This is a genomic window from Pinibacter soli, from assembly GCF_029961145.1.
In the GTDB taxonomy this organism is placed as follows: domain Bacteria; phylum Bacteroidota; class Bacteroidia; order Chitinophagales; family Chitinophagaceae; genus Pinibacter; species Pinibacter soli.
In genome coordinates this window covers 256,450-269,756 of record NZ_JASBRG010000006.1, presented here as the reverse complement: position 1 = coordinate 269,756, position 13,307 = coordinate 256,450, and the positions used below count along the sequence as shown (strand labels likewise).

Annotated in this window: 11 protein-coding genes; 5 read left to right on the top strand and 6 right to left on the bottom strand. The window is 41.5% G+C overall.

The window, feature by feature from the left end:
• Nucleotides 1-19: 19 nt before the first annotated feature.
• From QJ048_RS10995 to QJ048_RS10985, 3 genes are all read left to right on the top strand, one after another.
• Nucleotides 20-499 (top strand): gliding motility lipoprotein GldH, encoded by a 480-nt coding sequence (locus QJ048_RS10995; protein ID WP_282334398.1) that lies wholly within the window; start codon nt 20-22, stop codon nt 497-499.
• Between the two features lie 99 nt (nt 500-598).
• Nucleotides 599-1,579, top strand: a complete 981-nt coding sequence (locus QJ048_RS10990; protein WP_282334397.1) for a sensor histidine kinase — start codon at nt 599-601, stop codon at nt 1,577-1,579.
• Entirely contained in the window at nt 1,576-2,277 is a 702-nt protein-coding gene (locus QJ048_RS10985) for a response regulator transcription factor (RefSeq protein ID WP_282334396.1), read from the top strand. Before QJ048_RS10990 ends, QJ048_RS10985 begins: the two co-directional genes overlap by 4 nt.
• A gap of 252 nt (nt 2,278-2,529) precedes the next feature.
• Here QJ048_RS10985 and QJ048_RS10980 read toward each other — a convergent pair whose 3' ends face one another.
• The 3 genes from QJ048_RS10980 to QJ048_RS10970 all read right to left on the bottom strand — a co-directional run bounded on the left by QJ048_RS10980 (nt 2,530) and on the right by QJ048_RS10970 (nt 5,599).
• Nucleotides 2,530-3,204, bottom strand: a complete 675-nt coding sequence (locus QJ048_RS10980; protein WP_282334395.1) for a tetratricopeptide repeat protein — start codon at nt 3,202-3,204, stop codon at nt 2,530-2,532.
• 6 nt (nt 3,205-3,210) lie between these two features.
• Nucleotides 3,211-4,227, bottom strand: a complete 1,017-nt coding sequence (locus tag QJ048_RS10975) for a vWA domain-containing protein (protein ID WP_282334394.1) — start codon at nt 4,225-4,227, stop codon at nt 3,211-3,213.
• A gap of 754 nt (nt 4,228-4,981) precedes the next feature.
• Nucleotides 4,982-5,599, bottom strand: a complete 618-nt coding sequence (locus QJ048_RS10970; RefSeq protein WP_282334393.1) for a ribonuclease HII — start codon at nt 5,597-5,599, stop codon at nt 4,982-4,984.
• Nucleotides 5,600-5,789: 190 nt separating this feature from the next.
• Between QJ048_RS10970 and lptC the strand changes: the two genes are divergently transcribed.
• A complete protein-coding gene (lptC, locus tag QJ048_RS10965) occupies nt 5,790-6,368 on the top strand; it encodes an LPS export ABC transporter periplasmic protein LptC (RefSeq protein WP_282334392.1) in 579 nt (192 codons plus the stop codon).
• Between the two features lie 55 nt (nt 6,369-6,423).
• Here the strand turns inward: lptC and QJ048_RS10960 are convergent, their stop codons facing one another.
• Entirely contained in the window at nt 6,424-8,517 is a 2,094-nt protein-coding gene (locus QJ048_RS10960) for a S41 family peptidase (RefSeq protein WP_282334391.1), read from the bottom strand.
• Between the two features lie 228 nt (nt 8,518-8,745).
• Between QJ048_RS10960 and QJ048_RS10955 the strand changes: the two genes are divergently transcribed.
• On the top strand, nt 8,746-9,711 hold the full coding sequence (locus QJ048_RS10955) for a potassium channel beta subunit family protein (protein WP_282334390.1): 966 nt from the start codon (nt 8,746-8,748) through the stop codon (nt 9,709-9,711).
• Between the two features lie 78 nt (nt 9,712-9,789).
• On the opposite strand, the gene QJ048_RS10950 is transcribed toward QJ048_RS10955, so the two are convergent.
• A complete protein-coding gene (locus QJ048_RS10950; RefSeq protein ID WP_282334389.1) occupies nt 9,790-10,203 on the bottom strand; it encodes an OsmC family protein in 414 nt (137 codons plus the stop codon).
• A gap of 155 nt (nt 10,204-10,358) precedes the next feature.
• Nucleotides 10,359-13,265 (bottom strand): serine hydrolase domain-containing protein, encoded by a 2,907-nt coding sequence (locus QJ048_RS10945; protein WP_282334388.1) that lies wholly within the window; start codon nt 13,263-13,265, stop codon nt 10,359-10,361.
• Nucleotides 13,266-13,307: the final 42 nt, after the last annotated feature.

The following is a 13,307-nucleotide window of genomic DNA, read 5'->3' as shown; positions in this document are numbered from 1 at the left end:
CAACTATTATAATCCCTTCATGAAAAAATATTTGCCGATAGCCTTTGTTGCTTTTTGTTTGATTGGTACTCTAACGGGCTGTGCGACGAACGATGTTTTTGAAAAGAACGTTTCCATTAAAAATCAACAGTGGGATGCCTCTGACCGACAAAGTGTTCAGTTTGACATTCAAGATACCACGGCGCTCTACAATGTATTCATCACATTAAGACATACGGATGCATATAAATACAATAACATCTGGATGAATGTATACACAAAGGCGCCAGGCGATTCAAAAGCAACAAGGCAACAACTTGACCTTACTCTTGGCAACAATGATAAGGGCTGGCTCGGCAGCGGGATGGACGATATTTTTTACCACCGCATACGTATTACCCGTGATCCGGTACGTTTCAATAAAAAAGGAACATACGATTTTGCACTCGAGCAAATTATGCGTGATGATCCTTTGGAACATGTTGTGAATGTAGGTTTGCGGGTTGAGAAAGCGAATTAAGGGGTGAATCAGGCTTAAAGCTGAATGCCCAACGCTTAGCGCTGCATTAGGCGTTGGGCATTTAGCTTTAAGCGTATTCCCTCTCAAACCTTCAAAACGATGTTAAGAAAACTGATTCCGGCGAGGAAACTTGGCTTTGCCTCCGCGTTATTTTATCTTCTTTTGCTTTATATAATAGCCGCTTTGGTCTGGTGGTTCGTTTCGCTCATGCGCCAAAGCCACCAGATGACCAACTACAAACTGGAAGAACTAAAGGCCGACGATCCTGCCTATCTTACAAAAGTTCAGCAAATTACCGACGAGCAGCATCGTGCCACGGCAAAATATGTAGGGGAAGGCACAGTATTTTTTTCTCTCATTATTGTGGGTGCGTTTTTTGTATATCGCGCCGTAAGAAGAGAGTTTAAACTGTCAGAACAGCAACATAATTTTATGATGGCGATCACTCATGAACTGAAAACGCCAATCGCCGTCGCGAAGCTGAACCTGGAAACATTGCAAAAGCATAGACTGGATGAAGAGAAACAGCAAAAGATCATCGCGATGACCTTGCAGGAAACGAACAGGTTGAATACTTTGGCAAATAATATACTGGTGTCGGCACAGATGGATGAAAAAGCTTTTCATTCTACAAAAGAAGATTTGAACTTGTCAGACCTTGCCCGAAGAAGCGTAGAAGAGTACAGAACCCGATTCCCAAATAAGAATTGGAGCATCTCTGTAGAAGAAGATCTGTCGTTGGAGGGCGATCCTTTGTTATTGCAAATACTGATCAACAATCTTATCGACAACGCGGTAAAATATGGCAGCAAAGAAGGTGAGATTGGATTTACCATGCATCGCAAAAAGAATATGATCCTGGTAAGTGTGACTGACAATGGCGTGGGCATTCCAGACAATGAGAAGCAAAAAATATTTGACAGGTTTTACCGGATCGGCGATGAAAAGGTGCGCAAAACAAAAGGAACCGGCCTTGGATTATATCTTTGTAAAAGGATTGCATTTGAACACAACGCACGTATTGTAGTAACCGATAATTTGCCAACCGGCGCTAACTTTACCATTCAGTTTCACGTATGAGTACAAAGAAATCAATTTTACTGGTAGAAGATGAAGAGAACCTTCACGATTCGCTGAAATTAAATCTTGAGCTGGAAGGATATGAAGTGACGTCTGCATTTGAAGGGAACGCAGCTTTAAAAGCTCTTCAGGGCGAGTATTTCGATTTGGTGATACTTGACATTATGTTACCCGAACTCGATGGTATTACCGTGCTGGAGACCATGCGGGTGAAAAGCAATGAAACACCAGTGCTGATATTAAGTGCAAAGAACAGCAGCACTGACAGAGTACTGGGCTTGAAAAAAGGCGCAGACGATTATCTTACCAAACCATTTAACCTGGAAGAACTCCTGCTGCGTGTTCATAAACTGATTGAGAAGAATGCCAAACTGCAGGATAAAGACACCATTGGTGATTCCTATAGCTTTGGCAATAACACTATCGACTTCAAAGCTCAGGAAGCAACTACCAAAAGCGGCGAAACTGTGCAACTGAGCAAAAAAGAAACAATGCTCCTAAAGCTCCTTATCGAAAATAAGAACGAGGTGGTGCCAAGGGAAAAGATCCTTCAAACCGTTTGGGGCTACAACGTATATCCAACGACCCGCACGATCGACAATTTCATTTTAAACTTCCGCAAATACTTTGAAGAGGACAGCCGTAATCCGAAATACTTTCATTCGGTAAGAGGCGTGGGGTATAAGTACAGCGAATAATTGAATAACCGGAAGGGTCGAAAGTTCCGCTCTGCAAGGCTTGTAGCCTTGCAGTTTTATTTTGTTGCCTTTGGCAACATTATATTTTAAGGTAAAATCGCCAGAGGCGACAGAATGATCCTGCAAGGCTACAAGCCTTGCAGAGCGGAAAATAAAACTCCGAAGCCAAAAGCTTCGGAGAGTATAAGTTTCAATTTCGCACCACAACATTCAACCCTTCAGTTATTCAGTTACTCAGTTATTCAACCATTCCTACCAGTCCTTATCAGGCTGCGTAGGGCTCGCATCTTTTTGCTGCATTTTCTTCTGCACCTCTTTTTCTTTTTGCTGAAGCGCCTGAAGCAGCTGCTCCACCTGCTGTTTGTTTAATTTGCTTTGTTGTTCTTTTGGCTGCTGTTGCTGATCTTGTTTTTGATCCTGTTTTTTATCCTGATCTTTCTTGTTATCTTTTTTATTATCCTGCTTGTTTTGCTGTTGCTGCTGCTGTTGTTGTTTTTGTTCCATCAGCGCTTTTTGCAAATTCTCTCTCGCTTCTTTGTCGCTCCCGTTCAGCTTTAACGCGTCCTTATAGGCTTCAATGCTTTCCGGCAGTTTCTTCTGCTTGCTAAATGAAACGCCTTTGTTGTAGTAAGCGTTTTGCTTGAGTGTGTTATCACTCGTATTGGAAACGGTATTGTCGTAATCGCTTACCGCATTCTCAAATTTATTATTGCGAAAGTTCGCGTTGCCGGTATTGTAATTAATGGTAGAGTTATTCGGCGCAGCTTGCAATGCCTTGTTGTAAGCTTTCAGCGATTGATCAAACTTTTTCTCCTTGTACAACTTGTTTGCTTCGCGCAAATCCTTACCACCCGATTGTGCGTGTAGCATCGCCGGCGCAACTATCGATGAGCCCAGGAAAAAATGTATCAAATGTTTTGTCCTCATAGTCTTCTAATCAAATGATGTTATACTGCTACCGCTCCTTTTTTCTGAAACAAACATTTCCAATAAAAGCAAAACGATCGCAAGCGCTATGAACCAATAAAAATAACTGATGTAGTTGATATAACTATTATCGCTCACTGCCTTTTGCTCTATCGTGCCCAGTTGCTTTGTAATCTCATCGGCGGTTTCTGTCGGATCTTCCAGTCTTTCATATATGCCGTTTCCCGCTTGTGCCAATTGCTGTAGCTCTGCTTCGTTGAGTTTGGTGATAACGTTATTCCCTTGTGCGTCTTTTTTAAAATCATTGGTATTGGGATCAATGATTGGTGCACCTTCAGGAGAACCGATACCCACTGTGTTTATCATTACGCCGTTCTGCTGTAAGGTCTTCGCCACAGGCAACGCTTCCGGGTCGTGATCCTCACCATCAGAGATCAGTACAATAGACTTGTATTTTCTTTCCTTACTGTTGAATGCGCTGTTGGCCATTTTTAACGCCTCGGCTATCACTGTACCTTGTGTTGGAACTACATCCGGACCAGCATTTTGCACATACATTTTAGAAGCAGAATGGTCCGTGGTCAATGGCATTTGCATATATGCCCTTCCGGCAAACAGTACCAGGCCAATGCGATCATTTTCCATTCTTTCAATGATCTTGTTCACCAATTGCTTGGCACGCTCAAGCCTGTTGGGTTTAATGTCTTGTGCCAGCATACTTTTGCTCACGTCCATTACGATCATCACATCAACACCCTTGCGGTTCACGTTCTCCATCTTTCCTTTGCGCTGCAAATTCGCCATAGCAATGATTACTGCCGTCAAGGCAATAACAGACAACAAAAATTTCAGGTTAAATTTCTTGGGAGAGTAGTTTTTGAGCAACTCCTTTACCAGCGAAGGATCACCGATAACAGCCATGGTTTTCTTTTTCCAGTTCAGCAGTCGCCAAAACAGGAAAATCACTAATGGAACAACCGCCAAGCCGGCAAGAAAAATGATATGTTCGAATCGGAAATTCAAAATAAACTAATTAATGCTCAAGTATAAGTAAAAAATCAAAAGTAAAAAGTAAAAACCATGCCTGTTAGTTGTATAAACAAAAAAATTTAGCACCTTGATGAAATTCCTTAGAAAAAACGTGCACCACGAAAATAAAAATTTACTTTCCTTGAAAATTCGTTCCATTTTTTACCCAGAAACTTAATCACGGTCAACAATAAACGCGTTTATTTTATATTATCTGCCAACCTTTTAGCAAAAAGACTACATTGTCTTATAAAAAGCGGAGTATCAGCCCTATAAACATATATTATTGCAGGCTGTACGGCTATTCTTACTGGATATTCTCTTTTTTGTAATAATGGAATTGTGATATCTGCAACATAGCATGGTCGCCTAGTTATGGCATAAATTGTCAATAAAAATTAAAAAACTAAACCGCTTATATGATAGATAAATATTGGAAACCTGTCCTCGGTGTATGCATCAGTATTTTTTTTCCTGTTGTGCCTTTTATATTGCACAAAAGCTTGTCTAACAAACTTGAATGCTTGGTAGCTCCACTTATATTCGTTTCAATTTTTTATGGTGAAAAAATGGGCAAGTGGAAATATCTGTTATCATCTATAGGATTGGTGTTGATTTTTATGTCAGCATATTATGCTAAATAGGCATTAAACATTGCCACTAGTGCTTAAAAAAGAGCTGTCCAAAAGGCAGCTCTTTTTTTACAAACAAAAATGAAAAAAAGCAATATTGCCTGCTGCAATAATCTTTAATCAAACAAATCAATCTGCGCAGACACTATATTAAAACTTTTCCTATGATGCTCACAAAGGCCGTGTTGCCCGATCGCGGTTCTGTGTTCTTCGGTGCCGTAGCCCTTATTGTTCTTCCAGTTGTAGTGCGGAAAAGAGTTGTGAAGCTTTTTCATATAAGCGTCACGATAAGTTTTTGCCAGAATACTAGCTGCAGCAATGGATGCGTATATTCCGTCACCTTTGATAATACAGTGATGCGGAATTTTTTTGTAGGCTTTAAAACGATTGCCGTCAATGAGCAATTGCTCAGGAACTATCTGCAACTTTTTAATGGCAAGGTGCATTGCCTTGAAAGACGCGTTGAGAATATTTATTTCATCAATTTCATCTACATTCACCTGTGCCACGGCGTAGCAAATGGCTTTTTCTTCGATATAGGCTCTCAGTTCGTCTCTTACGGCTTCCTTTATTTGCTTGGAATCGTTTAACTCGGGATGAAAAAAATCCTTTGGTAAAATAACTGCGGCGGCAAATACAGGTCCTGCGAAGCAACCGCGACCGGCTTCATCGCATCCGGCTTCCACTAAAATTTCATGATGATACGCCTGCAGCAAAGGGTAAAATTTTCCCAAAAATAACTGAAGTGTTAATATTTGGTCAAGGTTTCCCAATAAAATTATTCACTTCTTTTGAGCGTAACGCTAAATGCCTAGCGCCTAAGGCAAAGGGCGTCCTTGCGTTGGACGCTTCGCGTTAAGCCTTAATCGGTTTTAGCTTTCCCATTCATCTTTTTATGCGATATTTGGCCGGCAAAACAGCGATATGAGTAAACCCGGTCACATTTTTAGCACATTCTCAAAATTGGCAATTGGAAGTTTTCTTTTGGTAGCCTGCGAAAACGATATCAACGAAGTTCGTGCACTTACCAAAACAGTAACGGCCATGGAACAGGGACGGGAAATTGTTACCTACTACAGCCAGTCGGGAAAAATGAGGGCAAAACTCACTTCGCCTATTATGAACCGCTATGATAAGGACAGCACTGCCGATGCTCCTTTTATAGAATTTCCAAAAACACTACACGTCGACTTCTTCAACGATTCCCTGAAGGTTGAAACCAAACTTGATGCGAAGTATGGCAAGTACAGGGAAAACGAAAACAAAGTTTTTTTGAAAGACAGCGTGATCATTATCAACATGAGTGGCGACACCGTTTTCTGCAAGGAGCTTTGGTGGGACCAACGCAAAGAAAAATTCTACACGGATAAATATGTGGAGCTTCGAACGAAACGCGATACGCTAAGAGGTTTCAATGGAATGGAAGCAACGCAGGACCTTAGCTCCAGAACCTTCTTTAACTTTAAAGGAACAACTGTGGTTGCAAGTGATACGATGCCGTAATGAAAGTTTGGCATCAAACTGGCTCAATTGTCTTGCCGGCTTTTTACGTTTCCCACTACTTAAAATCCGTAATCAACAAATCGTAAGCTATTTTTATATACGGATCTTTTTGCAGCGATTTTCTCCACTCACTGTTCAGCCTTTTAAGATCTTCGTCGACTGCAAGGCGTTCTTCATCAAAGGAATGATTGCTGATGATGTAGTAGGAATTGCTGGCAATTTCTTTAGGTACCGCGTCGTCCTTTTCTTTCACTTTTTTCCTCGCGGCCAATGCATCATTCAGGTAAAGTGAAATGTCCTGGTTGGCCATCACTTTTTTATATTCGACAGTATACTTTTTCAGTTCATTAAAATATTCCGATTGATCAATTTCAGGATTGGCCTTTGCCTGTAAAGCCGCAACGGGCAAGGGAGATAAAGGCTTGTAATATTTATTGGCCGCAATTACAGACGGCTTTAGCGCAAAAGGTTCATCGGCTTCCCTGTGCGAATCTATTTCCAGGATGTCTGGCAATTTCACATCAGGAATCACGCCGTTAAACTGTGCCGTTTGTCCCGTTACACGAAAGAGTCTGTTTACGGTAAGTTTTAAATAACTATCGGCTTTTGCGTTGTTGCCGGTGTTGTTTGCCAGTGCGGTTGTATCCATTGGCATAATCAGCTGTGCAGTTGCCTTACCATAAGTTGGGGAGCCCACGATGAGCGCCCTGTTGTAATCCTGCATGGCGGCCGCAAGAATCTCCGACGCAGATGCGCTATACCCGTTTACAAGAAGCACCAGCGGGCCATCGTACATCGTGCCCCGGTTCACATCCATCATTGTGTACACTTTCGCATCGCGGGATTTTATTTGTCCCACCGGACCGGCATCTATAAATATTCCCGCAAGATCAATTGCTTCCTGCATAGAGCCGCCGCCGTTAAATCGAAGGTCAATGATCAGTCCGGTTATCTTTTCCTTTTTTAATTTCAGTATTTCCTTCGCTACGTCGTTTGCACAGCCGTGATCTTCTGTATTACTTGTTTCCCAATCAGTATAGAAAGCGGGTAATGAAATAAACCCAATATTCTTCGATCCTTTCAATACAAAGCTTTTCACTTTGTTATCGCCCTCTTCACTTTCATTCGTTGCCTTTTGCAGTATTACTTGTCGTATCGTGCCATCAACTTTCTTAATAGTAAAAGTCACCTCCTCATGATTGCTGGCATCCAATACTTCCGAAATTTCTTCGCGATTCGCATCGGATACATCAATCTCCTCTTTGCCTGCCCATTGCAGCGCTATTATTTTATCACCCTTATTCAACTGGCCGCTTTTAAATGCGGGACTGCCAGGCAAAAGCTTGCCAATGGTCACATTTCCATTGTCGTCTTCAAGCAGTTGAAAACCGAAACGAAGTGGCCTGGCGCCGAGCTGACTTTCGAAGTTTTCTTTTTCTGTTAAAGGGAAATAAGCAGTGTGCGGATCAAAATATGAAGCGAGTGTGTTGCAGTACACATCACCAACCGCCTGGGGAATACCACCGGGACTTTGCAACATTTTCTTTATTTCCAACTTAAGCTTTGCCTGTACATGTCTCCTCGTTACAAGCTCAACACTGTCGATAATTTTCTTTTGTTTATCTGCCGGAAGTGAAATGCTGTTTTCCGCAGCAAGGGAAATTTTATTGAGCATCATTTTTTTAATACTCTTTGTAATCTTGACTCTCTGAAGACTTGTATTGGGGGCAAATGAAGTGTCCTCGGTTTCAGTGAACGTTTCTTTAACGGAGAAATTGAAAGGCTTTTTACAAATATTGTCGATCATGGTATCAACCTGGGCAACCCTCGCCTGGTATGTGGCGGAAAGCAGTTCGAGAAATGCTGTTTTCCGGCCCATCAGGTCTTCATCCAAATGCATACGGAAAGGCTGAAGTTTGTCGATATCTTCTTTTATAAAAAATATCCTCGCATCATCCAATGCATCAATAGTGTGATCAAACAAATTATAGGAAAGCGTTTTGTCAACGGGTTTGGGCTCCACATGGTACTTGTCCACCATCCGCGTAATAATAAAGGCATTGGCGGCCACTTTATTCAGAACTGGGGTCTGTGCATTTAACTGAATAGTAAGAATGGCTGCAACAAAAACACAGGAAAACTGTTTCATGTTGGCGGATAGATTTAACGTGCTCCAATGAAGCGGAGTATTTCAAATTTAGTATTTAAATCTATAACCGGAAATCATATTAATTCAACCGTCTATTGCCGCAACGGCATTGCTTTTTTGGGTGTAAATTAGCATTGCCTTTCATCCGTTAATCTTTATTTTATTTTGCCAGATGGAACTCGTTTCTTACAACCTCATTCACAGATTGCTAAATATAAATTTTACGATATGGAATACCGTTATTTAGGTAAAACCGGCTTGCAACTAAGCGTTTTGAGCTTTGGAAGCTGGGTTACTTTTCACAAGCAGATAGACGATAATCACGCGGACGAACTGATGAGTTTTGCTTACGACAATGGCGTCAATTTTTTTGACAATGCAGAAGTGTATGCTTTAGGTGAAAGTGAGAAAATGATGGGCCGCATATTGAAAAGAAAATCGTGGGACCGTACCTCTGTTGTGCTTTCTTCGAAAGTATACTTTGGATCAAGGGGAAAAGAAAACAAACCCAACCAAACAGGTCTCAGCCGCAAGCACATTATGGAAGCTTGCAGGGAATCTTTACAAAGATTGCAGGTGGATTACCTCGACCTGTTTTTTTGCCATCGCCCCGATCCTAATACGCCTATTGGCGAAATCGTGTGGACAATGCACAATCTCATACAGCATGGAAAAATTTTATACTGGGGCACCAGCATGTGGAGCGCAGAGGAAATTATGAGTGCCCACAAATTTGCTAAAGAACACAATCTCATAGGGCCAGTGGTCGAGCAGCCCGAATACAATGTATTTGAGAGAACAAAAGTAGAACAGGAATATGCGCCTTTGTACAACGATCCGGGCCTTGGAACAACCGTTTGGAGCCCGCTGGCAGCAGGTCTGTTGACCGGTAAATATCTGAATGGCATTCCTGAAGGTTCCAGACTTGCTATGCCTGGTTTTGAATGGCTAAAAGAACGCTGGGTGCAGGAAGAAAAAGTAAGAAAAGTAGGTGCGTTAAATGATTTGGCAAAACAATTAAACGTGTCTTTACCGACAATGGCGCTTGCGTGGTGCATTAAAAACCCCAACGTAACAACGGCTATTCTCGGCGCAACCAAACGCGAACAACTGGAGGAAAACTTCAAAGCACTGGAAGTGGTGAAAGTGCTGAATGATGAGGAGATGGGAAAGATTGAGGAGATTTTGAAATAACTGAATAACTGAATGTTCATATTCGAAAAGTCTTTTCGATCTTAAACAACTCAGTTATTCAGTCATTCAGTTATTCAGCTATTGCTCCAATGTTGCTTCGGAAGTAATGTTCGTATTTAACACCTTCGAAATCGGGCAATTTTTTTCTGCGTTTTCTACACTTGCATCGAATTGCTCTTTGGTGATGCCCGGAACTTTTCCTTTTACGATCAAATGAGATTGAGTGATCGCTCCGTTTTCAAAAGTGATCTCACATTTTGTTTCCAGAGAATCTGCTGTAAAGCCTGCTTCGTTTAATACGAAACTCAATTTCATTGTAAAGCAACCCGCATGAGCAGCTGCTACAAGTTCTTCAGGATTTGTTCCAACTCCTTCTGCAAAACGGGAATTGAAGCTGTATTGCGTTTTGTTAAGTACTGTACTTTGTGTGGTAAGATTGCCATTGCCTTCTTTACCGGAACCGTTCCATACGGCTGTTGCTTTACGAATCATGGTATTTAATTTTAAGATTATAAAAACTTGTTGTTAGAAAAAACAGAAGTTCATAAAGGTAAAAGATAAATCAAGACGCGACAATATTTTACAATAAAATAACCGTGCCAATTGCCGAGGCAGGGCGAATGTTTTGGGGCGAATGCAATTCGCCCCTACCGCATTGCCTTATACAACGCTTCCTGTATTCTTCCACGTATACTCATAGACGATAGCTTATTGTAGTTTTGCACTGTTGCATTTACTCTATTTGAAAGAAAAATATAAGTAAGGTTGTATTTAGGGTCCACCCACCAACCAATACCTGTAAAACCTGTGTGGCCAAAGGTTTGCGGGGAAGCAGACAAACAAGGGTACGGCTCTTTCAAGGTAGCATTATCTTTTTCAGGTTTATCAAAACCCAAACCTCTTCTGCTGATATTGCTTTGATAAGATGTAAAATAATCAATGGTCTCTTTTTTGAAAATCTGCTTGCCATAGATCGTTCCGCCGTTTAACAATAATTGTGCGATAACAGCCATATCATGCACATCGCTAAACAGGCCCGCATGCCCCGCTACGCCACCCATGATTGCGGAGCCTGGATCATGCACATCACCACGCAATAATTGTTTGCGAAAAGTTGATTCGTTTTCTGTTTGTGCAATGCTATCAAGCGGTAAAAATGTTCTCGGCAAAAATCCTGTGTGACTCAATCCTAATGGTTCGTAGAATGTTTTTTTCACATAATTATTTAAGCTTTCTCCTGTGATGGCTTCAACAATTTTTCCAAGGAAAATAAAATCGTTGTCACTATACAAGTAACGACCCGTTGGACCAACCTCACTTTGCAACATGCGTTTGTAAACCGTGTCCTGAAAATCTTTTCTTACGTAAAGGCTTTCCGCCACGCGTGTTGGAAATTCATCTGTTCGTACCTGAGAATAATATGTGGTAGTTGGCAATTCTTTTTTATCTAATGTTTCTTTGTAAAAAGGAATAAACGCTTTTAATCCCGCCTGATGCAACAACAAATTTCTTATGAGAATATTTTCTTTATTCGTTCCTCTTGCAGAAGGTAAATAATCGACCAAACGTTTGTCGATATTGAGCTTGCCTTCTTCATACAATTTCATTACTGATAAAGTAGTGGCGCAAATTTTAGTAACAGAAGCCAGGTCATATACGGTATTAACATCTACAGGAGTAGAATCCTGGAAAGCATATTTTCCAAACGCTTTCTCGTAGATGATCTTATCATTTTTTGCAACCAGCACTACCGCGCCGGGAAATGCCTGCGCATTCAATCCTTCCTGAACGATAGAGTCAATTTGTGTTCTTATGGAATCACTCATGCCTACTTGCGAAGGCGCAACGGACATGAGGTTCAGGTTCTGCGTAATGCCTGCGCCATATTTAAACTCTTCGCTTACGGTTACCGGCAATTTTCCTTTAGGATCAATTTTTCCTTCCAATAGATCCAGAGCTGCCGTTTGTATGTAGTCATTATCATCATAACAGGCAACGATCACTTTTCCATCGCTGAAATTTTTGATAGCGTATGGATTACCAAAAGCAAAAGTTATACTCCTGTTTTCCTGTTGCAATTGTTTGATCAGTTTTAGCGAAGCATCGCTGATACCGAAATTATTTCTTGGAAAACGGCTGTAGCTATGTACCCCGATGATCACTACATCGTATCTGTTTTTAACCAGTTGAGCAAGCGCATCTGCCTTTTCAACTGATTGTGGGTTTTCAAAAAAGTACACATGCGCCTTGAAATCATTGCGAATCCTGTTTGCCATGTAATTGTCTTCTGTGGCGCCGATTGCTATGTACGCTACTTTTCTTTTCACAACTGCCAAAGGAAAAATTGCAGAATCTTCGTTGCGCAATAATGTCAACGCATTTTCTGCTACAAGTTTCCAGGTCGCACTTGCATCTTTGTTTAAGTCATTTGCAATATTTTCAATAACAACAAGCCTTAATTTTGCAAGCCCATAGTTGTATTTCGCGTACAGCACTTTTTTCACGTGCATGTCAATGTCTGCCCACTTTAATCTTTTCTTTTTGATTGCCTGCTTTACTTTATCTAAAGTGTTTTTCACATCACCGGGTAGACAAAGCATATCATTACCGGCAATCAATGACTCTACCGATGCCAAACCATCAGGATAATATTTTGCAACGCCTTTCATTTCAAGCGCATCGGTAAATGTCAACCCCTGAAAGTTCATTTCGTTGCGCAGCAAACTGGTGACCGCATTCGCAGAAATTGAAGTTGGTTTGTTTGGAGTGCTGTCAATCGCCGGTACAGATAAGTGTGCGACCATCACACTTCCCACTCCTGCATTGAATATTTGTCGGAAAGGATATAACTCCAGCGAATCGAGCTGTTCACGGCTCTTCATGATAATGGGAAGATCCAGATGCGAATCCACTGCAACATCGCCGTGGCCGGGAAAATGTTTGGCGCAGGCCATAATGCCATTGTCCTGCAGCGCCTTCATGTATTGAATGCCATAGTTCGCAACTCTGTATTTGTCTTCGCCAAATGATCTGTCGTTGATCACCGGATTCTCGGGATTATTATTCACGTCCACCACGGGTGCATAGTTTACCTGTATGCCGGCCCTCTTACACTGGTCAGCCACAACGGTTCCAAATTTATAAACGATAGAGGGATCCTGCACAGCGCCGAGCATCATTTGCCTTGGCAGGTTAACAACGCTGTCAAGCATGCGCATGCCAAGTCCTGTTTCGCCGTCAATACAAATCATCACAGGTGTTTTTGCTATTGATTGAAAGTGATTGATGAGCATCGCCTGTTTTGCAGGACCGCCCTGAAACAAACAGATACCACCGACATTGTATTTGTTGATAGCTTCCTCAACTTCTTTATCGTAAAAAACGACACTGCCATTGGTAAGTCCGGAAAGGCGAACCACCATCAGCTGTGCTATTTTCTGATCGTTATTTAATGTGTGGAAAACGCTGTCAACCCATTTGTCCGCATCAGTTTTTTGTGCTATTGCCCGTGTTGTATAAAATAAAATAAAAATCCAGATCGATAGTTTCCTCATGATGTGCGGTTTACTTACTTGCAAATTATGAAAAATGGTGGA